Source organism: Actinoplanes sp. NPDC021490 (assembly GCF_055562135.1).
This window is the reverse complement of sequence record NZ_JBVHFW010000002.1, coordinates 173,051-195,584: the sequence shown is the minus strand read 5'-3', so window position 1 is coordinate 195,584 and position 22,534 is coordinate 173,051. Positions and strand designations below refer to the sequence as shown.

General features: G+C 72.7%; 24 protein-coding genes. 13 read left to right on the top strand and 11 right to left on the bottom strand.

The window, feature by feature from the left end; all coding sequences use genetic code 11:
* Positions 1–34: 34 nt before the first annotated feature.
* Together ACZ3I4_RS05400 and ACZ3I4_RS05395 are read right to left on the bottom strand one after the other, a co-directional pair.
* On the bottom strand, positions 35–934 hold the full coding sequence (locus tag ACZ3I4_RS05400; RefSeq protein ID WP_465380625.1) for a nucleotidyl transferase AbiEii/AbiGii toxin family protein: 900 nt from the start codon (positions 932–934) through the stop codon (positions 35–37).
* A complete protein-coding gene (locus tag ACZ3I4_RS05395) occupies positions 931–1,506 on the bottom strand; it encodes a hypothetical protein (RefSeq protein ID WP_465380624.1) in 576 nt (191 codons plus the stop codon). Before ACZ3I4_RS05395 ends, ACZ3I4_RS05400 begins: the two co-directional genes overlap by 4 nt.
* A 77-nt stretch (positions 1,507–1,583) precedes the next feature.
* On the opposite strand from ACZ3I4_RS05395, the gene ACZ3I4_RS05390 reads away from it, so the two are divergent.
* The 3 genes from ACZ3I4_RS05390 to ACZ3I4_RS05380 all read left to right on the top strand — a co-directional run bounded on the left by ACZ3I4_RS05390 (position 1,584) and on the right by ACZ3I4_RS05380 (position 3,385).
* Positions 1,584–2,327 (top strand): class I SAM-dependent methyltransferase, encoded by a 744-nt coding sequence (locus ACZ3I4_RS05390; protein ID WP_465380623.1) that lies wholly within the window; start codon positions 1,584–1,586, stop codon positions 2,325–2,327.
* An 81-nt stretch (positions 2,328–2,408) separates the two neighbouring features.
* On the top strand, positions 2,409–2,825 hold the full coding sequence (locus ACZ3I4_RS05385) for an MmcQ/YjbR family DNA-binding protein (RefSeq protein WP_465380622.1): 417 nt from the start codon (positions 2,409–2,411) through the stop codon (positions 2,823–2,825).
* 80 nt (positions 2,826–2,905) lie between these two features.
* Positions 2,906–3,385 (top strand): hypothetical protein, encoded by a 480-nt coding sequence (locus tag ACZ3I4_RS05380; protein ID WP_465380621.1) that lies wholly within the window; start codon positions 2,906–2,908, stop codon positions 3,383–3,385.
* Between the two features lie 9 nt (positions 3,386–3,394).
* On the opposite strand, the gene ACZ3I4_RS05375 is transcribed toward ACZ3I4_RS05380, so the two are convergent.
* A complete protein-coding gene (locus tag ACZ3I4_RS05375) occupies positions 3,395–4,294 on the bottom strand; it encodes a DUF5995 family protein (protein ID WP_465380620.1) in 900 nt (299 codons plus the stop codon).
* Between the two features lie 95 nt (positions 4,295–4,389).
* Positions 4,390–5,508 carry a M20/M25/M40 family metallo-hydrolase gene (locus tag ACZ3I4_RS05370; RefSeq protein ID WP_465380619.1) on the bottom strand — a complete coding sequence of 373 codons (1,119 nt, stop codon included), beginning with the start codon at positions 5,506–5,508 and terminating at the stop codon, positions 4,390–4,392.
* An 86-nt stretch (positions 5,509–5,594) separates the two neighbouring features.
* Here ACZ3I4_RS05370 and ACZ3I4_RS05365 point away from each other — a divergent pair, with 86 nt between their 5' ends.
* Genes ACZ3I4_RS05365 through ACZ3I4_RS05345 form a run of 5 tightly spaced genes read left to right on the top strand, consistent with a single transcriptional unit; the run spans position 5,595 to position 9,751 of the window.
* On the top strand, positions 5,595–6,275 hold the full coding sequence (locus ACZ3I4_RS05365) for a GNAT family N-acetyltransferase (protein WP_465381155.1): 681 nt from the start codon (positions 5,595–5,597) through the stop codon (positions 6,273–6,275).
* A complete protein-coding gene (locus ACZ3I4_RS05360; RefSeq protein WP_465380618.1) occupies positions 6,272–6,901 on the top strand; it encodes a MurR/RpiR family transcriptional regulator in 630 nt (209 codons plus the stop codon). The genes ACZ3I4_RS05365 and ACZ3I4_RS05360 overlap by 4 nt, the downstream gene beginning before the upstream one ends.
* Positions 6,898–8,013: an o-succinylbenzoate synthase gene (menC, locus tag ACZ3I4_RS05355; protein WP_465380617.1), complete on the top strand. Its 1,116-nt coding sequence runs from the start codon at positions 6,898–6,900 to the stop codon at positions 8,011–8,013. Before ACZ3I4_RS05360 ends, menC begins: the two co-directional genes overlap by 4 nt.
* Before the next feature lie 30 nt (positions 8,014–8,043).
* Positions 8,044–8,532, top strand: coding sequence for an ATP-binding protein (locus tag ACZ3I4_RS05350; protein ID WP_465380616.1), 489 nt, complete (start codon positions 8,044–8,046; stop codon positions 8,530–8,532).
* 10 nt (positions 8,533–8,542) lie between these two features.
* A complete protein-coding gene (locus ACZ3I4_RS05345; protein ID WP_465380615.1) occupies positions 8,543–9,751 on the top strand; it encodes a PP2C family protein-serine/threonine phosphatase in 1,209 nt (402 codons plus the stop codon).
* Here ACZ3I4_RS05345 and ACZ3I4_RS05340 read toward each other — a convergent pair.
* Both ACZ3I4_RS05340 and ACZ3I4_RS05335 read right to left on the bottom strand, forming a co-directional pair.
* Positions 9,734–10,957, bottom strand: coding sequence for a PP2C family protein-serine/threonine phosphatase (locus ACZ3I4_RS05340; RefSeq protein ID WP_465380614.1), 1,224 nt, complete (start codon positions 10,955–10,957; stop codon positions 9,734–9,736). The genes ACZ3I4_RS05345 and ACZ3I4_RS05340 overlap by 18 nt on opposite strands.
* 106 nt (positions 10,958–11,063) lie before the next feature.
* Positions 11,064–11,999 carry a DUF2332 domain-containing protein gene (locus tag ACZ3I4_RS05335; protein ID WP_465380613.1) on the bottom strand — a complete coding sequence of 312 codons (936 nt, stop codon included), beginning with the start codon at positions 11,997–11,999 and terminating at the stop codon, positions 11,064–11,066.
* A 125-nt stretch (positions 12,000–12,124) separates the two neighbouring features.
* Here ACZ3I4_RS05335 and ACZ3I4_RS05330 point away from each other — a divergent pair, with 125 nt between their 5' ends.
* Positions 12,125–12,580 (top strand): MarR family winged helix-turn-helix transcriptional regulator, encoded by a 456-nt coding sequence (locus tag ACZ3I4_RS05330; protein ID WP_465380612.1) that lies wholly within the window; start codon positions 12,125–12,127, stop codon positions 12,578–12,580.
* On the top strand, positions 12,577–14,160 hold the full coding sequence (locus tag ACZ3I4_RS05325; protein WP_465380611.1) for an MDR family MFS transporter: 1,584 nt from the start codon (positions 12,577–12,579) through the stop codon (positions 14,158–14,160). Before ACZ3I4_RS05330 ends, ACZ3I4_RS05325 begins: the two co-directional genes overlap by 4 nt.
* 42 nt (positions 14,161–14,202) lie before the next feature.
* Here the strand turns inward: ACZ3I4_RS05325 and ACZ3I4_RS05320 are convergent, their stop codons facing one another.
* A complete protein-coding gene (locus ACZ3I4_RS05320; RefSeq protein ID WP_465380610.1) occupies positions 14,203–15,033 on the bottom strand; it encodes an MBL fold metallo-hydrolase in 831 nt (276 codons plus the stop codon).
* A 9-nt stretch (positions 15,034–15,042) separates the two neighbouring features.
* On the bottom strand, positions 15,043–16,038 hold the full coding sequence (locus ACZ3I4_RS05315; RefSeq protein ID WP_465380609.1) for an iron-containing redox enzyme family protein: 996 nt from the start codon (positions 16,036–16,038) through the stop codon (positions 15,043–15,045).
* 74 nt (positions 16,039–16,112) lie between these two features.
* Here ACZ3I4_RS05315 and ACZ3I4_RS05310 point away from each other — a divergent pair, with 74 nt between their 5' ends.
* Positions 16,113–16,328 (top strand): CDGSH iron-sulfur domain-containing protein, encoded by a 216-nt coding sequence (locus tag ACZ3I4_RS05310; protein WP_465380608.1) that lies wholly within the window; start codon positions 16,113–16,115, stop codon positions 16,326–16,328.
* A gap of 68 nt (positions 16,329–16,396) precedes the next feature.
* A complete protein-coding gene (locus ACZ3I4_RS05305; RefSeq protein ID WP_465380607.1) occupies positions 16,397–17,764 on the top strand; it encodes a hypothetical protein in 1,368 nt (455 codons plus the stop codon).
* A gap of 12 nt (positions 17,765–17,776) precedes the next feature.
* Here the strand turns inward: ACZ3I4_RS05305 and ACZ3I4_RS05300 are convergent, their stop codons facing one another.
* From ACZ3I4_RS05300 to ACZ3I4_RS05290, 3 genes are read right to left on the bottom strand one after another with little or no spacing between them, the layout of a single operon-like run.
* Positions 17,777–18,988 (bottom strand): acyl-CoA dehydrogenase family protein, encoded by a 1,212-nt coding sequence (locus ACZ3I4_RS05300; RefSeq protein ID WP_465380606.1) that lies wholly within the window; start codon positions 18,986–18,988, stop codon positions 17,777–17,779.
* A gap of 43 nt (positions 18,989–19,031) precedes the next feature.
* Positions 19,032–19,850, bottom strand: coding sequence for a MaoC family dehydratase (locus tag ACZ3I4_RS05295; protein ID WP_465380605.1), 819 nt, complete (start codon positions 19,848–19,850; stop codon positions 19,032–19,034).
* Between the two features lie 4 nt (positions 19,851–19,854).
* Complete coding sequence (locus tag ACZ3I4_RS05290) at positions 19,855–21,183, bottom strand: 3-oxoacyl-ACP reductase (protein WP_465380604.1); 1,329 nt, start codon at positions 21,181–21,183, stop codon at positions 19,855–19,857.
* 76 nt (positions 21,184–21,259) lie between these two features.
* On the opposite strand from ACZ3I4_RS05290, the gene ACZ3I4_RS05285 reads away from it, so the two are divergent.
* Positions 21,260–22,528 carry an acetyl-CoA C-acetyltransferase gene (locus tag ACZ3I4_RS05285; protein WP_465380603.1) on the top strand — a complete coding sequence of 423 codons (1,269 nt, stop codon included), beginning with the start codon at positions 21,260–21,262 and terminating at the stop codon, positions 22,526–22,528.
* Positions 22,529–22,534: the final 6 nt, after the last annotated feature.

The following is a 22,534-nucleotide window of genomic DNA, read 5'->3' as shown; positions in this document are numbered from 1 at the left end:
CGAACCCGGAACCATACTCAGGCCCGGCACGCGGCTACCGGGTGGACAGTTCCAGCGCCGCGCGCAGGCGGTGCAACCACGGCTCCGCGGGCCGGTCGCCGGGCATCCGGCCCTCGATGGTCCAGCCGGGAACGGCCCGCGGGTCGAGTCCCTCGAACAGCCGGCGCAGGGCGGGGGAGAGGCGGAGGCCGTCCAGCTCGGCCAGCAGGACGGCGTCGTACAGGTCCTTGGCCGCGGACGCGCCCTGCTCGGCCTGGTCGGTGCTCAGCCACTGCAGCTTCCAGGCCAGCGAGAGCTCCCGGCTCGCGGTCCACAGGCCCAGCGGCGCGCGGCCGTCGTGGCGGGGAACGGCGGTCAGCACCGCGGGCTCGGGCAGGGTCTCGTCGTACGCGAAATCGATCTGTACGCTTCCTTTCTGCCCGTCGGGCGCCGTCCAGGGCAGGTGCACCCGGACGCCCCCGGTGCCCCCGTAGCTGCCGTAACCCCAGCTGTCGTCCAGGTCGGGCTCGCCCAGTTCGGCGCCGGTGTCGGTGACCGGCCGTTCGCCGGCCAGTTCGATGAGGTCGGCGTGCGGCGCGTCGTACTCGTCGGACTCGGTGACCCAGCGCAGGCCCTCCGGCGCCACCCGCGGATGCCGGCCACCGGTCTCGAAGTTCTCGTAGTCCCACATCACGTAACGGGTGGCGCCGTGCACCGCCTCCGGCCAGTGCTGCACCGGGTCGAGATTGTCGACGTACGGGTACGGGTCGAGCGCGTCGCGGACGACGACGGCCCGCGGCCGGACGACCCAGTCCATGTCACCCGGCGTCCGGGCGTGGGCGCCCACCCAGGCCGGCATGGTCAAGCTGCCCCGCAGCACCAGGACGTCGGCGCACGGCGACTCGGAGACCAGGCCGAGCAGGTGGTCGAGCACCGCCCGGTGATGGTTGGTCACCAACCGGCGTCCCAGGCCACGTTGTCGTCGAGCAGCACGTACTCCTGCTCGACCTCCGCCACCTCGTGCCCGTCGAGCGCCGCCAGCAGCGCGCCCAGCGCGGTCTCGGCCCGCCCGCGGTCGGCGTCGTGGCAGCGCTGCGTGAGGAAGTGCTCGCGCCGGCCGTCGGGGCGCTCGCGGCGGGCGTTGCGCGACAGCCGGGCCCCGTGCGGACGGCCGAGCGCCCGAATACCGTCGAGCCCGGCGCCGGGGCTGAGCACCAGCTTGACGTGATGCTCGAAGTAGCGGCCCAGGGCGGGCCCGTGCTCGTCGAAGGCCCGGGGCGAACCCTCCACCTTGAGCCGCACGACGCGGAACCCCGCACCGGCCAGCTCCCTGGTCGCGGCCCGGGCGGCCCGGACGGTGTCCTCGAGCGTGCCCGGGCCGTGCCGGCTGAGCATGGGCTGGTCGGGCTGGACCCCGCGATCGAGCAGGATCCGCACGTGCTTGAACCCGTGCCGGTCGGCCCACGCGCCGAGCCGGGCGTGGTCGGCGTCGGCCGCGACCGTCAGATGCGTCTCGTAAACCGCCACCGCCGGAATCTAGCCCAGAGCCGGCGCGGCCCGAAAACCCCCGGACGCCATGGGGCCGTGCGTGTCAGGATGCCGCCATGACACATCGGGCTTTGTCGTTCGGGGCGGTGGCCGGGGCGTACGAGCGGTTCCGGCCCGGCTATCCGGCCGAGCTGTTCGACGCGGTGACGAGCTATGCCGGCCGGCCGGTCCGGACCGCCCTGGAGATCGGAGCCGGGACCGGCAAGGCGACCCGCCTCTTCGCCGGGCGCGGGGTCGCGGTCACGGCGGTCGAGCCCGACGAGGCCATGCGGGCCGAGCTGCGGAAGCATGTGCCGGCCAACGTGGAGACCGTCCCCGGCACGTTCGAGGACTTCGGCCCGGGCCGCAGCTTCGACCTCGTCTACGCGGCGGCGGCGATGCACTGGACCGAACCGCTCGGACGCTGGTCCCGGACGGCCGGGCTGCTGGAGCCCGGGGGCGTCTTCGCCGCGTTCGGAGCCCCGTTCAACCTGGCCGACCCCGGCGTCGAGGAAGCCGTACGCGCGGCGCGGAGCCCTTTCCTGGCCGACGACGACGCCCCGTCGGGAGGGGACGACCCGCAGTGGCCGGCTCAGGAGCTCCGGGCGTCGGAGTGGTTCGCCGATGTCCGGCCCTTCGTGATCGAGCGCCGCCTGCCGGTGAGCGCCGCCGACTACGTCGGGCACCTGTCGACGCTGTCGGCCTATCTCGAGCTGCCGGCCGACGTACGCGAGCGGGCCTTCGATCGGATCGCCCGGGCCCTGCCCGCAACCGTCGAGGTCATCGCCGACGTAACCGGCCATTTCGCGCGCCGGATCTGACGCCGTCGGAAGAGCGCGCCGAATCTGACCCTGTCGAGCATGGTGACGACCCTTCGCCCGTACGGGAATAGGCTGTTGATTGTGTCTGCCGCCGAAAATCGCCCGGCCCGCGTCGAGGACGTGCGCGAGCTGGCCACGGCCATGCCCGATGTGGTGGTCAGCGAGGGTGACCTTCCCGGCTTCTCGGTCGGCGGCAAGACGTTCGTCTTCTTTCGCGAGCCCCGCAAGGACGCGTTCGACCCGGAGACCGGCGAGCGGTACACCGATGTGATCGCCTTCCACGTCGAGTCGGAGGACGACAAGCAGGCCCTGGTGCGGGACGAGAGCACGCCGTTCTTCACCACGCCGCACTGGAACGGCTATCGGGCCGTGCTGCTGCTGGCCCGCGACATCGGCCGGCTCAGCCGGGACGAGCTGGCCGAGATCGTGCAGGACGCCTGGCTGGCCCGCGCCCCGAAACGAGCGGCCGCGGCCTGGCGGGCGACCCGCGCCGGCTGAGGGACCGTCCCGGCAACCTTACGGCTCGGAACCGGCGATAACGCCCACGGAGGGCGGGCCCGGCTCCTAGAGTCGTGGACATGCTGGATCCGATGCTCAACGGCGGCGCGGCGCAGGTCAGCTGGAGCGAGCCGGACAGTGTGCTCGCCACCTACGTCGCCCAGATGGACCGCCTCATCGAGCGCGTCGACCCCGGCGTGGCGCTCAGCCTGAGCGTGCACGGGCTGCTGGTCAGCGGCGAGCTGATTCCGCAGTGGCAGTGGTTCGCCGAGGTCAGCGAGCTCAACGACCACGAGGACGCCTTCTATGTCGGCACGGCCGAGCAGGTGAAGGAGCAGTCCGACCTTGCTCACGACGCCGTCAAGATCCGTGACGTCGGTGGCGAGATCACGCACCGGCAGCACACGGCGCTGATGGCCCCGACCCGCTACATCCACCTGCGGAACGCGCGCATCCACAGCCCGGGCATGCACCTCAGCGACGTGGGCACGCTGTGGCGCGGCCGGCTGGCCGACGTGTCGGGCTGGACGCCCGGCTCGGCGGGGCTGATCGAGGACTGACCGCGCCGGTCAGGCCACGTAGCGCCGGCGGAACCGGCGCAGGCCGCCGCCCGCCCGGTTGACGATCCGGTCGCCGATGATGACCCACTCGGCCAGCAGCGAGGCGGCCCGGTCCATCGTGCGGCGGGCCTGCTCGAAATCGTCGGCGTCCTGGCGCAGCAGCCACAGGTCGCGGGCCTGGTCCCAGGCGCGGGCCCGGGTCACGGTGACCAGCACGCGCTGGCTCCAGTCGTCGAGCGGGCCGACGAACTCGTCCAGCTCCAGTTGCCACTTCGTCGAGAAGCCGCGGCGCAGGGGCGGGATCTCCTGGAAGAAGATCTCGTTGACCAGCAGGTAGTCGGGGTGGATGGTGTCGTCGCCGGGCAGCGGGGCGCCGGTCTCGTTCCACGTGCCGATCAGGGCCAGCGCCAGGTCGTGGTTGATGTGCGCGTTGACGCCGAGCATGGCCGCGGTCAGCCGGCTCATCCGCGTGTCGGAGGCCCGCTTGAACAGCACCTCCCAGACGTCGGGAGTGTCCTCGTTGTCGTCGTTCCACAGGGTGAGCGCGTCGAAATACCGCTTGGCGAACTCGACGTCGAGCAGCTCGAGGAAGCCGGGTTCGTTGACGCCGGTGCGGATGGCCTGCTCCACCCGCCGGGTGATCTTGAGGTAGAGCTCGTTGAACGCGGAGACCCGGTTGGCGGCCGGGCTGGGCGGAAGCTCGTCCAGAATGGCCTGCAACGTGACCAGCTTGGTGACGACCGCGCCGATGCTGCCCGGATGCTCGGCCAGCACCTCGGTCACCTTCTCGTGCAGCGGTTGCCAGCCGCGGCCGGCCGGGATCTCGAGCGCCGACAGCTCGATTCGCTTGGTGCGCAACAGCTCGGCGCTCCCGCGCGCGAGCTCCCGGTCAAACACCGTCGGATTCATGCGGGACACTTTTCGCCTCCGCCCGGGCCCGCACCACCTCCCTGTCGGCAAACTGTCCCGCGAGTTCCCTCACACGGGTGCCGGGTGCGGCCGGCTCAGCCTGTTCCGTCAGCTTTGCCGGTTTCTCCGGTCGTCCGGTGCAGGCCGGTGAGCAGAGCCTCGAGCAGCTCGGTGCGGTCGGTGATGCCCCGGGCCGAGACCCACTCGTGTCGGGCGTGGGCGCCGCCGCCGGGCGGAGCCAGGCCGTCGACCGTGGGGCGGCCCATGGCGCCGGTGGTGTTGGTATCGGCGGCCCCGTCGGCCGGGCGCCCGCCGAGGGTCTGCCCCACGGCGGCGGCGAGGCCGGCGATCCGAGCGAGCAGGCTGGTGGTGGGTCCGGACTCGCGCCATGTCGGGCGGCGGGCCAGCAGCGTCGTTTTCAGAGCCGCCCTTTCCCGTACGGGGGTCAGCCCGTTCAGCCCGTCCAGGACCGCCTTCTCGTCGCCGGGCGAGAGAAAGCGCAGCCCCAGGTCGGCGTGGGCGTGCCCGGCGACCACGTTGGTGCGGCCACCCCCGGCGATCGTGCCCGCGTTGAGCAGCACCGGCCGTCCCTCGACCAGCGCCCGCACCCGGACCAGCTGATCGACCAGCTCGTCGATCGCGTTGACGCCGGCCTCAGGGTCCAGGGCGGCGTGCGCCTCGATGCCGGTGACCTCGATGCGGGCCCGGGTGCTGCCGCGGCGGCCCGTCTTGAGGTCGCCGCCCGGGTGCGGGGGTTCCATGCCCAGCACCGCGGTGGCCCGGGCCGCCTCGGCGCGCACCAGGTCACCGGCGGTGGGCGAGCCGATCTCCTCGTCGGCGACCACGATGACCCGCACCTCGGGATGCTCGTGCCCGGCGGTGCGGAGGCGGGTGACCGCGGCCAGCAGCGCGACCAGGCCCGCCTTGGTGTCGTAGACGCCGGGGCCGCGCACGGTGTCGCCGTCGACCGACCACGGCATCGACGCCAGCGTGCCCACCGGCCAGACCGTGTCGTAGTGGCTGAGCAGCAGCAGCTCCCCGCCGGTGACGCCGCGGGCGGGCAGCGTCCAGAGCAGATGGCCGTGCTCGCGGGTGGTCGCGAACCCGGCCCCGGCGGCGTCGGCCTCGAGCACCTCGGCCAGCGCGGCGAGCGCGCGGGCATCGCCGGTCGGCGACTCGAGCCCGGTGTAGTGGTGCAGCTTGTCGAGCGACATATACGAACGCTAAGTTCGCGCTCAGGCGTTGTCAACGTGCACGTACAGGGGCACGATGAGGGCGACATACGTTTCGTATCTTGGAGGTGGCTGTGGGGATCGAGGTGCGGGACCTGGCCGGCCTCGGCGAGTGGGCGGCGGCGTCGGCGCTCTACCGTGCCGTCTTCGGATACCGCGAACCCGAGTTCGGGATCAGCCCGCGGTTGCTGGCCGCCCTGCGCGAGAACTCGGGGTCGGTGATCGGCGCCTTCGACCGGGCCGAGCTGGTCGGGTTCTGTTACGGGTTCACGGCGGTCGAGGGCGGGGAGATCTACCACTATTCGCAGGCCGCCGCCGTCGCCCCGCGGGCCCAGGGTCAGGGGGTCGGGCGCCGGCTCAAGTTCGCCCAGGCGGCCGCGGCCCGGGCGACCGGGGCCCGCACGATGCGGTGGACCTTCGACCCGTACGCCCTGCGGAACGCGCACTTCAATCTCGCGGTGCTGGGCGCCTCGGCGATCCGGTTCCTGCCCGACTACTACGACGACGGCTCGTCCGACCGCCTGCTCGTGTCGTGGAAGCTGGCCGGCGAGGATGCCGGGCCGGGCAGAGCGGTCCGGGGGAACCGGCTGTGTGCCGCGACCGACGGGCACTACGCCGCGCCCGACCCGGCCGGACGCGCCCGGCTGCGGGAGGCGCTGGCCGGGCGGTTCGCCGCGGGGGAAGCGCTGATCGACGTGGAGAAGCAGGGCGACCAGGCCGTCTACACCTTTGAGCAGGTCCCGCGGTGACCGCCTCCAGCCCGGCCGAGCGCTTCGACCGCAACGTCCAGCGCCGCTCGGCCCAGGTGCTCAAGCAGCGCGTGCTCGACCAGCAGCGGGACGCGTTCGGCAAGGCCCTGGCCTGGGCGGCCGAGCACGACGCCATCGAGCAGGCCGCGGCCCGCATCGTGTCGGCCCGCCGGCGCTACCTGCTCGGCCACGGCAAGTCGCTGAGCTACGCCTCGATGCTCAACGCCGACCTCAGCGCGGGCCTGTCCGGCGTGCACCTGGTCGACGGGGCGAACCTGCGGCCCCTCGACGTGCTCGGCGACATCCGGCAGGGCGACCTGCTCGTGGCGATCCTGATGGCCCGGTACCGGCGGGACACCGTACGGGTGGCTGAGGCCTACGCCCGGCACGGCGGTGAGCTGGTGCTGATCACCGACTCCGAGGACGCGCCGCTGACCGGCCGCGCCTCGACCCGCATCGTCATCGGGACCGACACCGCCTCCTACGCCAGCTCGCCCACCTCGGTCGTGCTGGCGCTGCACCTGCTGGCCACGCTCACCATCGCCAGCTCCAAGGGCGCCGGTCGCCGCCTGCACGAACGCGACGCCCTGGCCGCCGAACTCGACCTCTACACGGACCCGGCATGATTCAGATTCATCGCGTGGAGATGCGCCGGGTTCGCCTGCCGCTCGTCCACGAGTTCACCACCAGCTCGCACGCCAAGCGCTCCCTCGAGCACATCCTGGTCGCGCTGACCGCAGGCGACGGCACGGTGGGCTGGGGCGAGATCGCGTCGCCGAGCGGCCCGTTCTATTCGGCCGAGACCGTCGACAGTTGCTGGGCCGTGGCCCGCGACCACCTCGCGCCACTCGTGCTGGGCGCCGGCTGGGACCATCCGGCCACGCTCGCCGCCGCACTGGCCAAGGTGCGCGGCAACCACTTCGCCCGGGCCGGGTTCGACATGGCGGCCTGGTCGGTGTGGTCGTCCGCGCGGGGTGTCCCGCTGGCGGCGGCCCTCGGCGGCACCCGGCCCACGGTCGAGGCCGGTGTGTCGCTGGGCATCGAGCCGACCATCGACCAGCTGCTGGCCCAGGTCGCGCCCCGGGTCGAGGAGGGCTACCGCCGGATCAAGCTCAAGATCGCCCCGGGCTGGGACGTGGAGCCCGTACGGGCCGTGCGGTCGGCTTTTCCCGGGGTGCCGCTGCACGTGGACGCGAACGGCGCCTACACCCCCGGCCACCTGCCGATCATGAAGCAGCTGGACGGGCTCGGGCTTCTGATGATCGAGCAGCCGTACGCTCCCCGGGCGTTCGCCGGCCTCGCCGACCTCCAGGCCCAGCTGGACACGCCGATCTGCCTGGACGAGTCGGTCGAGGAGGTCGACGATCTGGTCACCGCCCTGCGGCTGGGGTCGGGGCGGATCCTCAACATCAAGGTCTCGCGGATGGGCGGACTGACCGCGGCCGTCCGGGCCCACGACCTCGCGGCCGCTCACGGGCTGCCGGTGTGGTGCGGCGGCATGCACGAGTTCGGCATCGGCCGGGCGGCCAACGTCGCCCTGAGCGCGCTGCCGGGCTTCACGCTGCCCTCGGACGTGTCGGGCTCCGACAAGTACTACGCCCGCGACGTCACCACGGCGCCCATCGTCAGCACGGACGGCCTGGTCGAGGTGCCTGCCGTCACCGGCCTGGGCCGCGACCCCGACGCCGCTTTCATCGAGGCGCACACCACCGGCCGGTGGACATCCCCGGAGCCATGAAATCCGGGAAAGTGGGCACAATGCAGGGTTATGGCAGGGTGGGAACAGCGACGTCCGCCGGGCATGGAGGAAGAACTCGTCCGGTGGACGCTAGGCGCGGCCCCGCAGCTCGAGATGTTGCGGGCGGGGCTGCAGGACGCCATCCGGGACACGTCGGCGGCCGCTGACCGGGACGATCTGACCGAGCGGCTCACGATCGTCGCGACCGAGCTGGCCGGCAATGCGCTGCGCCACGGCCGGCCACCGGCGGTGGTGACCCTGCACTGGGCCGGCGAGGGCCTCATCGTCGACGTGCGCGACAGCGACCCCGAACGGGGGCCGGCGGTCGACGACCGGCGCCCGCCGGGTGAGGGAGGGCTCGGGCTCGTGCTGGCCGAACGGCTCGCCCAGGACGTCGGCTGGTATCGGACCGGCGCCGGCAAGGGCGTCTGGGCCACGTTCGCCCTCACCCCGGCCGGGCCCCGATCACGCCGACACGAACGTGACCTGAATCCGGAGGGCGGCGACCGGCGGGTCTAGGCTGACGAACGTGGACACTCCGATGGCGGGCAGCCCCGAGGAGCGGCTGCGGCGTCTGGAGTCGATGGCCGACGCCGCCCTGTCCCGCCTGGACGTCTCCGATCTGCTCGACGAGCTTCTCGACCGGGTCCGTGACCTGCTCGGCGCTGACACCGCGGCGATCCTGCTGCTCGACCCGGACACCCGCCGCCTGGTGCCGACCGCGGCCAAGGGCCTCGAGGACGAGGTGCGCCAGGGGCTCCGGATCCCGCTCGGGCGCGGTTTCGCCGGGCGCATCGCGCAGGACCGCCGGCCGGTCGTGCTGAGCGAGGTCGGCGAGGGTGACGTGCTCAGCCCGCTGCTGGTCCGCAAGGGCGTCCGGTCGCTGCTCGGCGTGCCGATCTTCGTGGCCGGCGAGGTGATCGGCGTGCTGCACGTGGGCACGCTCGGACCTCGCCAGTTCAGCGAGGAGGACGTGCAGCTGCTGCAGCTGGCCGCCGACCGGGCCGGCGCGGCCGGGCGGATCCGCAGGCACAAGATCGAGCAGACCGCCGCGCTGGCCCTGCAGCGGAGCCTGCTTCCCCCGAAACTGCCGGCGCTGCCCGGCCTGACCGCGGCCGCGCGGTACGAGCCCGGTCACGGCTCCGGCGTGGGCGGCGACTGGTACGACCTGTTCACCCTGCCCTCCGGCTGGCTCGGCGTCGTCATCGGCGACGTCTCCGGCCACGGCCTGGCCTCGGCGGTGGTCATGGGCCGGGTCCGCAGCGCGCTGCGCTCCTACGCCCTGATCTCCGAGGACCCGGCCGAGGTGCTGACCCTGCTCGACCGCAAGATCCAGCACTTCGAGGCGGGCAGCCTCACCACCTGCCTGTACGCCATGATCAGCGCCGACCGGGAATCCCTGCTCGTCTCGTGCGCGGGCCATCTGCGCCCGCTGCTGGCCGTGCCCGGGCAGGACGCGGCCCCGCTGGACATCCCGGTCGACCCGCCGCTGGGCATCGTCCGCGCCCGCACCCGGCGGCGCAGCACCGTGGTCGGCTTTCCGCCGCGCTCGCTGATGCTCTGCTACACCGACGGGCTCGTCGAACGACGCGACCAGGTCATCGACGCCGGCATCGAGGCGCTGGCCGGGCTGGTCCGGGCCGACGACCCGGAGTCGGCCTGCCGCACCGCGATGTCGGTCATGGCCGGCCGGCCGCCGAGCGACGACGTCGCCGTCCTGTCACTGCGCCGCGTCTGATCCGGCCGGGTGCGGGAGCTGGGCCGCGTCGGCGGGCGGCCCGAGCCAGTGCAGCAGGAGCACGGTGGCGTCGTCCTGCAGGCAGTCGTCCTGGTGCTCGAGGATGGCGTGCACGAGGCGGCGGGTCGTCTCGGCGGCGGGCAGGTGGTCGGCCAGGGCTCGCTGAGCGAAGTCGATGAGCCGGTCGACGCCGAACGGCTTGCCGTCGCGGTCGCGCGCCTCGGTGATGCCGTCGGTGTAGAGCAGCACCTGGTCGCCGGGCTCCAGGGCCTCCTGGATGATCACCGGGGGCCGGTGATGGCCGAGCGTGACCGGCAGGGCGGTCGGGCTGGGCAGCACGGTGACGACGCGGCCGCCGCGCAGCACGATGCCGCTGGGGTGCCCGGCCGAGATGACCTGCAGGATGCCGGTGTCCTGGTCGAGCTCGGCCAGCACGGCGGTGATCATGCCGGTGCGGTCGTGGTCGCGGATCGCGTCGTCCAGTTTGTGATAGGTGGCGGTCAGGCCCAGGCCGGTACGGCGGGCGTTGCGGTACGCGGCGATCGCGATCGAGACCAGCACGACGGCGCGCATGCCGCCGGTCGAGCCGTGGCCCACGGCGTCGAACAGGGCCAGGTGGGCGGTGTCGCCGTTGACGGCGTAGTCGAAGGCGTCGCCGCCCACGTCGTAGCAGGGTTCAAGGATGCCGGCGATGACGGTGCGGCTGGTCGCGAACGTGAGCGGCGGCAGCTGGGCGCGGAGCATCTCGGCCGCCAGCATCATGGGTTCGCGGCGCCGGAGCCGTTCGATCGTGTCGCTGTAGAGATCGCAGGTCACGACCAGCTCACCGACAACCGCGGCGACGGTGGCGCAGTCGGCCAGGGCCTGCTCGCTCAACGGCCGGTCGGCCGTGACCTGCAGGACACCCATGCGTTCGCTGCCGTCGAGCAGCGGAACCCACACGACCTGCTCGTCCGGGCCGGCCACCGGCGAGATCGTGCTGAAGGCCCGCCCCGCGAGCGTGCCGTCGATCCGCACGTCTTCGGCGGCCGGCGACGAGGCGCCCCGCAGCGGCAGCAGCACGCGTTGCTGGTGATCGACCACGTAGATGATCAAGGCGGTCACACCCAGCCGGGAGGCGGCCTCCATGGTCATGTCGGCCAGCTCCTCGGGGCGGGCCCGATAGCCCTGGCGCAGCAGTTGCCGTACGGCGTCGAGCGCGCTCACCGTGAACCTTCTTCCCGGCTCGGCTAGCTGCCGGCACGAAGGCCGATTCAACCAGATCGGGCACGGACCGGCACCAACCTGTGCGAACGATAACGGCGGACGGTGATCAGCCGGCGAACCACGCGAGGCTGCGGCCGTGTCCCTCGGCCCAGGCCAGCGGCTCGCCGTCCAGGCTCAGCACGTTCTTGTGCGGGCCGTCGCCGGGCGGTGCGGGGCGCCCGGTGATCTCCGGGTCCTCGACCGCGAGCCAGTGCCCGGGCAGCGTGCCGACCAGGGCGGTGAAGGCGGCCCGGCGCCCGGCCGGCACCTGGTAGAGCACAGAGGTGTGAAAGACGACCAGGGTCGCGTCGCGGGGCGCCCGGGCGGCCAGGGCGGGCAGGTCGTCGACGAGGTCGCCCCGGATCAGGCGGGGTGGGTCGGCGGCGGCGATCTCGGCGGCGGCCCGCAGGCGGGCGCGACGGTCGTCGTGTTCCGGCCAGATCAGGGCGTCGAGCCAGGCGCGGTCGCCGGGGGCGGTGATGTCGAGCGGGTTGAGGTCGAGGCCGGCCCGCCAGACGATCTCGGGCAGCGCGTCCGGAGGCGTACGGCCGGTCAGGTGGCAGGAGAGGACCGGGCCCGACCGGCCGACGCGGGTGCCGTCGTAGTCGTACGAGTAGCGGTCGGGGTAGAGGTTGAGACCGGCCGACGCGCCCACCTCGAGCAGGGCCAGCGGCTGGGGGAGGGCGGCCAGGACGGGCAGCAGCAGGGCGGAGCGGCCGATCTCGTTGGTCTGGGTGGCGCGCCGGCGGAGTTCGGTTCCGATGGCCGCCCAGTGCGTGACGACGTACGAGCGGAACGCCGGGAAGTCGCCGGTGGGGCCGCCGAGCAGGCGGACGACGCCGAGCAGCAGGTTGGGCTGGCGTTTCGGCTGCGGAAGGGTGTCGAGCAGGGCCAGCAGCTCGTCGTCGCCGGCCACCGCCCGGGTCAGGCGCTCGTAGGCGGGGGAGCTGCCCCGGGCCTGCCGCTCGGCGAAGTCGAGATACCAGTCGGCCGTGGTGGTCATGGTGGCATGATCGCACTCCTCCTTTAAGTGCCCGTCGGGCAAACTTGCTCACTGGGAAGAATTGATGGATGCTTGCTTCAAGCAAACGCCGGCGCGAGGCCGGCGTCGGCACGAGGCAGGCGGAGATGGACGTTCTGGTAACCCAGATCCTCGAGTTGTCGCAGCTCGTCCGTAAGGCACGGCAGCAGTGGCTGCGGGAGCGCCCCGACGTGCCGATCGGCACCGTCAGCATTCTCAAGCTGATCGACGAGATCGGCGCCGGCGACGACCGTTGCTGCCACGCCAAGGACCTCGCCGGGCGCGCCGGGCTCGACCCCTCCACGGTCAGCCGGGCGGTCGCCGCGGCCGTCGGGCAGGGCCTGGTCGAGCGCCGCACCGATAGTGCCGACCGGCGTGCGTCGGAGCTGGCGCTCACCCCGGCCGGGCACGAGCTGCTCGGCGCGGCGCGCGTGTGGTTCGGCAACCTGCTCGAGCGCGCCCTGGCCGATTGGGAGCCGATCGAGGTACAGCGGCTCAGCCTCGGGCTCGGCACCTTCCTGCCGGCCCTGTCCGTAGCACTGGAAAAGGAGACCGCGCGATGAGCGCACGCACCACCGCCCCGGCGCCCCCGGCCGCCGGGGACATGAGCCACCGGCAGATCCTCGAGGCCCTCAGCGGCCTGCTGCTGGTGCTCTTCGTCGCGCTGCTCAGCAGCACCGTCGTCTCGACCGCGCTACCTAAGATCATCGGGGCGCTCGAGGGCAGCCAGACCCAGTACACCTGGGTGGTCACCGCGACCCTGCTCAGCGCGACCGCGACCACCCCGATCTGGGGCAAGCTGGCCGACCTGTTCAGCAAGAAGCTGCTCGTCCAGATCGCCATCGTGGTGTTCGTGCTGGGCTCGGTGATCGCCGGCTTCAGCCAGACCGCCGGGCAGCTGATCGCCGCGCGCGCGTTCCAGGGCATCGGCGTCGGCGGCCTGCAGGCGCTCGTCCAGGTCGTGATCGCCGCGATGATCCCGCCCCGCGAGCGTGGCCGCTACAACGGCTACCTCGGCGGCGTGATGGCCCTGGCCACGGTGGGCGGCCCGCTGCTGGGCGGCCTGATCGTCGACACCTCGTGGCTGGGCTGGCGGTGGTGCTTCTTCGTCGGCGTGCCGTTCGCGATCGTGGCGCTGCTCCTGCTGCAGCTCACCCTGCACGTGCAGACCGCCCGGCGGGACAACGTGAAGATCGACTACCTGGGCGCCGCGCTCATTGCCGCGGGCGTGAGCGTCCTGCTCATCTGGGTGTCGTTCGTCGACGGGACCTTCGCCTGGCTGTCGTGGCAGACGTACACGATGGTCGGCGGCGCCCTGGTGTTGCTGGCCCTGGCCGTCCTGGTGGAGTCGCGCGCGGCCGAACCGGTCGTCCCGCTCGAGATCGTGCGCGAACGCACCACGGCCCTGTCCATCGTGGCCAGCCTGGCCGTCGGCATGGCCATGTTCGGCGGCGCGGTCTTCCTCGGTCAGTACTTCCAGATCGGCCGTGGGTACAGCCCGACCGAGGCGGGCCTGCTGACCATCCCGCTCATGGTCGGGGTGCTGCTCTCCTCGATCATCGTGGGCCGGATCATCACCCGCACCGGCACGATCAAGCCGTACATCATCGCCGGTCTGATCGTCCTGTTCGCCGGCTTCCTCATGCTCAGCACGATCGACCACGAGACGTCGCTGGTCTTCGTCGGCCTCGGCATGCTGCTGGTGGGGCTGGGCGTCGGCGCGAGCATGCAGAACCTGGTGCTGGCCGTGCAGAACACGGTGCCGCTGCGCAACATCGGCGCGGCCTCGGCCACGGTGGCGTTCTTCCGCTCGATGGGCGGCGCGATCGGCGTGTCGGTGCTCGGCGCCGTGCTGGCCCACCGCGTCACCGACCGGATCACCCACGACCTGGCCGCGGCCGGTGTTCCGGCATCCGGCGGCGACGCCGGCGGCAGCCTCAACATCGCCGCGCTGCCCGAGGCCGTCCAGCACATCGTCCGGGCCGCCTACGGCGACGCCACCGGCCACATCTTCCTGATCAGCACGGCCGTCGCCGTCCTCGGCCTGGTCGCGGCGATCTTCCTGCCGCGGGCGACGCTGCGGTCGAGCCTCGACCTGCCGGACACGTCCCGCGAGCCGGCGCCGGCCGGCCCGGAAGCCTGAGCCCGACGGGCGGGGCGGCGCGACCGGCGCCGCCCTGCCCGGTCAGCCGGCGGGGTTGTGCGGGCGGCTCGAACCGGCGACGCTCGGGCGCAGCGGAAGGTCGAGCGTGCCGCCGCGGGGGATCGGTGTGATGCCGGTGAGGCCCTGCCGGTCGGCGCGGGTGACGAAGTCGTCGAGGGTCGACTTCATCACCTGGTAGTCGTCGAAGTGGATCGGGATCGTCAGGCCGGGCCGGATCAGCTGGGTCAGGTCGGTGCCCTGCTTGCCGTCCATGGTCAGCAGCAGGCCGGCCAGGCGGGTGCCGCCGAGGTGGATCAGCATCGCGTCGATCTCCCCGAACCGGCGCGGCACCTCCTCGAGCACGGCGTCCATCAGGGTGTCGCCGGTGATGTAGAGGCGGGTGGCCAGGCGGCCGTCCACCTCGAGTTCGATGATAGAGCCCATCACCTGGGGCAGCAGCCGGTTCACGACGCCGGGACCGTGCCGGCCGGGCACCGCGGTCACGCGCAGCCGCTGACGGTCGCGGGTCCACTCGTGACACTCCCACGTCGGCAGCCCGTTGACCGACAGGAACCGTTTGCGCCGCAGCTTGCGGGAGGCCTCCGGGGTGGTCAGGATCGGCAGCGTGGGCTCGACCCACTGCCGGGCCTCACGGTCGAAGTGGTCGCCGTGCAGGTGCGACAGCACGACGGCGTCGACCTTCACTCCGGTCAGGACGTTCAGGGCGGGATCCCGTACGCGTTTGGTCCAGGCGCCGTACCCGAGATAGACACGGCTGCCGGCCGCCCCGAACGCGGGATCGGTCAGGAGGGTGAACTGGCCCAGCCGGAGCAGGGTGGTGGCGTTGCCGACGAACGTGACACTGGCTTGCATCGCGCGTGTCTACCCCGCCAGCTCCGTCGCAACCGCCGAATCCCGAAGCGAAGAGGCGCCCCGGTTCCACGCGTCCAGCACCCCGGTCGCCCACCAGGCGTCGACGGCCAGCGCGCAGCGGGCCCCGAACAGCACATCGCCGGCGCGGGCGGGCTCGGCCGCGGCGAACGAGCCGCACATGTCGTGCGCGGCGATCTGCTCGTGCACCGCGTCCGCCTCGACGTGCTCGTCGTAGAACGCGGTCGCGTCGGCGTCGCCACCGAGACGCCGCAACCCGTTGGCGTACGCCCGGTTGGGCAGCGACGACGTCATCTCGTACGCCGCCAGGTGCCCGAGGATCGCGCCGCGCCGGGCCCGGTGCAGCCCGAACAGCGACATCACGTTGTTCACGGCCAGCGTCCGCGCCCCGACCGAGTCGACGTACGCCCCGTACGTGAGGTCGAGCCCGAACCACCGCATGGTCCGCTTGAACAGCTCCTGGTGCATCCGCGGCTCGGACCCGCCGCCGTACTCGTCGGCCTGGATCTCGACGAGGGCCGCCTTGGCCCGCCCGCCCAGCCGGGGGATCGCGAACGTGTGCGGGTCGGCCTCGCGCAGGTGGTAGATCGACCGGTGCGTCACGAACTCCTGGAACTGCTCGTGGGTGGCGCGGCCGCGCAGATACTTCGACAGCGCCGGCCCGTCGTCGGCCTCGACGATCGCGGCCAGCCGGGCCGGCACCGAGGCCGGGTCCACACCTTGCTCCGGCGGTCCCACCCGCTCGTACAGGTTCTCGAGAAAACGCTGCTCGGCCACCGCGCGCAGCCGCAGCATGCCGGGGTCCCACTCCCAGCCGTCGTCGACGCCGTCCCACCCGCGATAGGCGAGCTCGTAGCAGACGAACAACGTCAGGTGCAGGTCCTCGTCGCCGTCGAATCGGGCGAAGGCCGGAAGCTTGGTGGTCCGGCCGCTCAGCACGTCGATGAGTGCGGCGGAGACACGGCCGCGGGCCGCAGGAAGGTGCATGGCAGCAAGCTTCCCCACCCGGCGGCCGGTAAACGATCTGTTTCGCCCGCAGCTCAGTGGGCATCCGCGGCGCCATGTCCTCGACGATCGTTCCCTACCCCGACGGCCCCCTCATCGTGCGCGGCGACTTCGAGCTGCAGACCCCCGACGGCGAGCCGATCGACCCCGGACGCGGCACCATCGCGCTCTGCCGGTGCGGCCGGTCGGCCACCAAGCCGTTCTGTGACGGCACCCACAAGGTTGTCCGCTTCCACGCCGAAGCGGGACGGGAGACGCCGCCGCCGAGGTGATCAAACGAAATGTTTAGGGCTTCCTCTTGTGGGTAGGCGGGCGCGGCCTATGAGAGAGGGCCTTGCTGGTGACCACGTTCGAGACCGTGACCGGGGCACGCGGCGGCCTGCCGTCCGACAGCGCGTTCTGCGCCGAGAGCCTCAGCCGGACGCTGCTCGCCGGAGTCTCGGGCGCCCCCGGCGACTGGGCCCACCGCGTTCCTCTCCTCGGCCGGCACGGCCGGCTGCCCGTCGAGCGCCGCCTGGGTGAGCTGGCGCGCGAGGCGTACGCCGAGGCGGTGCCGCACGAGGCGGCCGCCGTGCTCGACACCGAGGCGATCGCCGAGTGGATCGTCGGGCACTACCGGGCTTCCGCGTATCCGTCGGTGCTGCTCGGCTCGCCGCACGGCGCCGCCGCCCATCTGGCCGTCGCGCTCGGCGCGGCCTGGCTGCCGACCAGCATTCCGGTCACGGTGACCTGGCCCGGCGGCTCGACCGGCAACTGGCCCGGCGCGCTGGCCTGGGGCGCCGGGCTGGCCGCGGCGATCAACGACCGGAACCCGTCGGTCACCGTCCGGCAGGTGCACGACCCGATGGCCGGCGGCCCGATCTGCGGCTCCACCGTGCGGCTCTATCTGCGCTGGCACGCGCTGCCCACCGCGTACGAGAAATTCCTGCGTACCCGCATCGTGGCCGGCGGCTGCACCCTGCTGCTGCGTGACCTGCGCGCCTGGCCGGTGGTCCCGGTCTCCCGCCGGTTCGCCTTCCAGATCGGCAGTCCCGTGTCCGGCGTCCGGCCCGAGGCGTACCGCGCCGACAACTGGGAGTTCCGGCACCTGCTCGAGGAGAACGGGGCGCTGAGCTGGGCCCCGCCCGACCCGGCCTCCCCGTCCCGCTACGCCGAACGGTCCGGCGAACCCGCCCTCGGCGTCGACCTCAACCGCATCGGGCGCGCCTCGCACCGGGTGCTCTACGCCCGGCCCGAGGTGCTCAGCGCGAGCGTCGCCGATCTGCTGCGCAAGTGGCGCCACCAGGCCGCCGACCGCTGCGTCGTCGAATGCGGCCGGCTGCTCGACCCGTGGAAGGCGCGCGCGGCCGGCCTGATCCCGTACTGGTGCGAGTCGGCTTCGAGCACCGCGGTCGAGGCGGCCGAGTGGTGGCTGGGGGGCAGCCCGTCGTTCGACAGCGTCACCGTGCTGCCCGGCCCGCCCGGTTACGAGGGCGACCGGGTGGCGTCGCTCGGGCAGTGGCGCTCGCTCGTCGCGTTCGGCCGCGAGCGCGAGCCCGTCGACCGGGTTGCGGCCAGCCGCTATCCGACCCTGCCGCTCGCCACCCGGCACGCCACGCGGGTGCTGGCCGACGCGGGCGAGCGCCCCCAGCCACCGGCGATGACGATGACGTACGCCCTGAGCCGCTTGCGCGAATCCGGCGCGGCGTCCGGTCTCCTCGTCAGCTGAGGCCCGGCCCGATCAGCGAATCTGCCGTCCCGTGATGGCGCGCGAGATGACCAGGCGCTGGATCTCCGACGTCCCCTCGAAGATCGTGTAGATCTTGGCGTCCCGGAACATCCGCTCGACCGGGTGGTCCCGCAGGTAGCCGGCCCCGCCCAGGATCTGCACCGCCTTCTCGGTGACGGCCACCGCGACCTCGCCCGCCTTCAGCTTGGACATCGAACCCTCGCCCGCGCTGAACGGCCGGTCGTTGCGGCCCATCCACGCCGCCCGCCACACCAGCAGCCGCGCGGCGTCGATCTCCGTGCGCATGTCGGCCAGGGCGAACGCGATGGCCTGATTGTCGACGATCGGCCGGCCGAACTGGACCCGCGTCTGCGCGTATCCGAGCGCGTACTCGTAGGCCGCGCGGGCGATGCCGAGCGCCTGCGCGCCGACGGCCGGCCGGGACAGTTCGAAGGTGCGCATCGACGCCTGACCGGACGCGCGTTTGCCCTCGCGAGCACGGGCCAGCCGCTCGTCGAGTTTGTCCTTGCCGCCGAGCAGGCAGCTGCCGGGCACCCGCACGTCGTCGAGAAAGACATCCGCGGTGTGCGAGGCGCGCAGGCCGAGCTTGCGCAGCTTCTTCGTGGCCTGCAACCCGGCCGTGCCCGGCGGCACGACGAAGGCGGCCTGCCCGCGCGAGCCCAGCGCCGGTTCGACCGACGCGGTGACGACGTGCACGTTGGCGATGCCGCCGTTGGTGGCGTACGCCTTCTGGCCGTTGAGGACCCACTCGTCGCGGGCCTCGTCGTAGACGGCCCGTGTGCGCATCGCGCCGACGTCCGAGCCGGCCTCGGGCTCGGTCGAGCAGAACGCCCCGACCTGGGGATCGGCCTCGTCGCCGAAGCACTGCGGCACCCACTCGACGAGCTGGTCGGGCGAGCCGGAGCCATAGATCGCGGCCACCGCCAGCGACGTGCCGGACAGGGCCATGCCGATGCCGCCGTCGCCCCAGAACAGCTCCTCGTTGGCGATCGGCAGCGACAGGCCGGTCGGGTCGGACCACGTGTTGATGAGGAACTCGAACCCGTACAGGCCGATCTTGGCGGCCTCCTGGAGGATCGGCCACGGAGTCTCCTCGCGCTCGTCCCACTCGGCGGCGGCGGGCCGGATCACCCCCTCGGCGAATCCGTGTACCCAGTCGCGCAGCTCGGTCTGCTCCTCGTTGAGGTCCAGCCAGAACTCCATGCGTCAGCCTTGTCTCTCCGGCGGCAATTACTGGCCGGTAACGTTACGCAGGCGTAACTTGCCCGGCAAGATGCGGGCGCTTGCCGAAGAGCTCGAACTTGCCGCCGGCGTAGGCGAAGTGGACGGTCGCGGGCAGCAGGATCGGCTGCTGGAACCGGACGTCCACCGTGTACGCGTCGGGCAGTCGTCCCTCGAGCGCGGCCAGGCAGCGGGCCATGCTCCACATGCCGTGCGCGATCGGGCGGGGGAAGCCGAAGAGGCGCGCGCCGAGCCGGGACGTGTGAATCGGATTGCGGTCGCCCGAGACGGCGGCATAGTCGGTGCCCGTACGGGCCGGGACCCGCCACGCCGCCGTCGAGGCCGGCGGCTCGAATTCCGTGCGGGCGCCCGGGGTGGACAGGCCCGACCGGGACAGATAGGTCGAGACGCCGGTCCACACCTGTTCGCCGTCCACGAGCGCGGTCACCGCGACGTCGAACTGCCGGCCCCGGTCGTGCGGACGCAGGTCGCGTGCGCTCACCGCCAGATCGAGGCGGGCGTCCGACCCGATCGGCTTGCGTACGGTGATCGACTGGGCGATGTGAACCAGGCCGACCGCGGGGAACGGGAAGCCGGGCCGGGTGAGCAGGTGCATCACCAGCGGGAAGGCCAGCACGTGCGGATACGTCGCCGGGAGCCGGTCGCTCAACCGGAAACCGCAGACCCGGTCGTACGCGGCCAGATGGTCCCGGTCGACGGTGACGCCCGGCTGCTCCAGGCCGATCTCGGGCAGCCGGTCGGGCCGGGAGCGGGGGATCAGCCCCAGGGCCGCCCGCAGCGTGGTGCCCCCGAGGTCGCGCCGGCTGACCACGACGACCGGCATGGCGTCAGGCCCCCAGCAGGCTCTGGCCGCACACCCGGACGACGTTGCCGGTGATCGTGCCCGACCCCGGCGACGCGAACCAGGCGATCGTCTCGGCCACGTCGACCGGCAGGCCGCCCTGGGCCATGCTGTTCATCCGGCGGCCCGCCTCGCGGAGCGTGACCGGCATCTTGGCCGTCATCGCCGTCTCGATGAACCCCGGCGCCACCGCGTTGATCGTGATGCCGCGTTCGCGCAGGCCCGGCGCGCTCGACTGCACCAGCCCGATCACGCCCGCCTTGCTGGTCGCGTAGTTGGTCTGCCCGCGGTTGCCGGCGATGCCCGCGATCGAGGCCACCCCGACGATCCGCCCGCCCTCGCCGATCAGGTCGCGGGCCAGCAGCGCCTCGTTGACGCGCTCGGGGGCGATCAGGTTGACCGCGAGCACCGACTGCCAGCCGGCCGCGTCCATCTTGGCGATCGTGCGGTCGCGGGTGATGCCGGCGTTGTGCACGACGATGTCCAGCGGGCCGCTCAGATAGGACGCCAGGCGCTCGCCCGCCCCGGGCGCGGTCAGGTCGAGCTGGAACGCCCGGCCGCGCACGTCGTTGGCCACCGAGGCCAGGGCGTCCCCGGCCTGCGGCACGTCGAGCGCGAGCACGTCGGCGCCGTCGCGGGCGAGCACCCGGGCGATGGCCGCGCCGATGCCGCGCGCCGCCCCGGTGACCAGCGCGGTCTTGCCGGCCAGGGGCTGCTGCCAGTCGGCGGGCGCGGGCGGGTTCCCGGCGCCGATCCGGACGACCTGACCCGACACGTACGCGGACCGGCCGCTGAGCAGGAAGCGCAACGTGGACTCGAGGGCGCCCTCGCCGCCCGGCTCCACATAGACCAGCTGGGCCGTGATGCCCCGCCCGAACTCCTTGCCGATGCTGCGGGTCAGCCCCTCGAGGGCGCGTTGCGCGGTGGCCTCGTGCGCGCCGTCCGTGTGCTCCGGGGCGGTGCCGAGCACGATCACCCGGCCGGACCGGTGCACCGACCGCGCGTTCGGGTGGAAGAACTCGTACAGCGCGGTGAGCCTCGCGGTATCGGTGATGCCGGTCGCGTCGAAGATCAGCGCGCCGTGCCGGCCGTCGGTCAGCGGCTCGTCGAGCGTCTCGGTCCCCGCGGCCGACAGGACCTTGCGCACCTGGTCGCCGAGGCGCCCGCCCGGGGCCGCGCCGATCAGCACCGGCCCCTCGGTCAGCGGGTCACCCGGCCGGTAGCGCCGCAGTCGTGGCGGGTCCGGCAGGCCCAGCCGCTTGACCAGGCCGCGCCCGGGACCGGAATTCGCGAAGCTCGCGTACCTGTCGCCCATGCGCCGCAGCCTACTCGGCCTCCGCGTTGCTAAGCTACTCAACGGTAATGAGTGCCCGACCCTGTGGGAGGCTGCCGTGCGCCGCGTCGCTGTGCTGGGTGGAAACCGGATTCCGTTCGCCCGTTCGAACGGCCGGTACGCCCAGGCCTCGAACCAGGACATGCTGACCGCCGCGCTCGACGGCCTGATCGCGCGGTACGGGCTGGCCGGCCGGCGCCTGGGCGAGGTGGTGGCGGGCGCGGTTCTCAAGCACTCGCGCGACTTCAACCTCACCCGCGAGACCGTGCTGGGGTCCCGCCTCGACCCGCGCACCCCGGCGTACGACGTGCAGCAGGCCTGCGGCACCGGGCTCGAGACCGCGATCCTGGTCGGCAACAAGATCGCCCTGGGCCAGATCGACGTGGGCGTGGCCGGCGGCGCCGACACCACCTCGGACGCTCCGCTGCAGCTCAACGACGACATGCGCCGCTCGCTGCTGGCCCTCAACCGCGCCCGTACGCTGCCCGAGCGGCTCAGGGCCGCGGCCCGGCTCAACCCGCTGCTGGCCTTCAAGCCGGACGTCCCGCGCAACGCCGAGCCGCGTACCGGGCTGTCGATGGGGGAGCACGCCGCGCTCACCGCGCTGCGCTGGAACATCGGGCGCGACGCTCAGGACGAGCTGGCGCTGGCCTCGCATCAGCGCCTGGCCGCCGCGTACGACCGGGGCTTCTTCGACGACCTGATGACGCCGTACCTGGGGCTGACCCGCGATGAGAACCTGCGCGCCGACACCAGCCTCGAGAAGCTGTCCCGGCTCAAGCCGGTGTTCGGCAGCACCGACGCGACGATGACCGCCGGCAACTCGTCACCGCTGACCGACGGAGCATCGGCCGTGCTGCTGTCCTCGGAGGAGTGGGCGTCGGAGAACGGGCTGGCCCCGCAGGCGTTCCTGACCGACAGCGAGACCGCCGCCGTCGACTACGTGCACGGCGACGAGGGCCTGCTGATGGCTCCCGCGTACGCCGTCCCGCGCCTGCTGGCCCGCAACGGCCTCACCCTGCAGGACTTCGACTTCTACGAGATCCACGAGGCGTTCGCGTCGCAGGTGCTCAGCACCCTGGCCGCGTGGGAGTCGCCGGAGTTCTGCAAGGAGAAGCTCGGCCTGGAGGGCCCGCTGGGCCCGATCGACCGGGCCAAGCTCAACGTCCACGGCTCGTCGCTCGCCGCCGGCCACCCGTTCGCGGCGACCGGCGGCCGGATCGTCGCCACCCTGGCCAAGCTGCTCGCGAACAAGGGCTCGGGCCGGGGCCTGATCTCCATCTGCGCCGCCGGCGGCCAGGGCGTCGTCGCGATCCTCGAGCGCTGAGCCGCG

Coding starts and splice junctions, on each gene's coding strand:
- ACZ3I4_RS05390 (WP_465380623.1), top strand. CDS start 1,584: ATGACACATCGGGCTTTGTCGTTCGGGGCGGTGGCCGGGGCGTACGAG.
- ACZ3I4_RS05380 (WP_465380621.1), top strand. CDS start 2,906: ATGCTGGATCCGATGCTCAACGGCGGCGCGGCGCAGGTCAGCTGGAGC.
- ACZ3I4_RS05375 (WP_465380620.1), bottom strand. CDS start 4,294: ATGAATCCGACGGTGTTTGACCGGGAGCTCGCGCGCGGGAGCGCCGAG.
- ACZ3I4_RS05370 (WP_465380619.1), bottom strand. CDS start 5,508: ATGTCGCTCGACAAGCTGCACCACTACACCGGGCTCGAGTCGCCGACC.
- menC (WP_465380617.1), top strand. CDS start 6,898: ATGATTCAGATTCATCGCGTGGAGATGCGCCGGGTTCGCCTGCCGCTC.
- ACZ3I4_RS05350 (WP_465380616.1), top strand. CDS start 8,044: ATGGCAGGGTGGGAACAGCGACGTCCGCCGGGCATGGAGGAAGAACTC.
- ACZ3I4_RS05335 (WP_465380613.1), bottom strand. CDS start 11,999: ATGACCACCACGGCCGACTGGTATCTCGACTTCGCCGAGCGGCAGGCC.
- ACZ3I4_RS05330 (WP_465380612.1), top strand. CDS start 12,125: ATGGACGTTCTGGTAACCCAGATCCTCGAGTTGTCGCAGCTCGTCCGT.
- ACZ3I4_RS05325 (WP_465380611.1), top strand. CDS start 12,577: ATGAGCGCACGCACCACCGCCCCGGCGCCCCCGGCCGCCGGGGACATG.
- ACZ3I4_RS05320 (WP_465380610.1), bottom strand. CDS start 15,033: ATGCAAGCCAGTGTCACGTTCGTCGGCAACGCCACCACCCTGCTCCGG.
- ACZ3I4_RS05315 (WP_465380609.1), bottom strand. CDS start 16,038: ATGCACCTTCCTGCGGCCCGCGGCCGTGTCTCCGCCGCACTCATCGAC.
- ACZ3I4_RS05310 (WP_465380608.1), top strand. CDS start 16,113: ATGTCCTCGACGATCGTTCCCTACCCCGACGGCCCCCTCATCGTGCGC.
- ACZ3I4_RS05300 (WP_465380606.1), bottom strand. CDS start 18,988: ATGGAGTTCTGGCTGGACCTCAACGAGGAGCAGACCGAGCTGCGCGAC.
- ACZ3I4_RS05295 (WP_465380605.1), bottom strand. CDS start 19,850: ATGCCGGTCGTCGTGGTCAGCCGGCGCGACCTCGGGGGCACCACGCTG.
- ACZ3I4_RS05290 (WP_465380604.1), bottom strand. CDS start 21,183: ATGGGCGACAGGTACGCGAGCTTCGCGAATTCCGGTCCCGGGCGCGGC.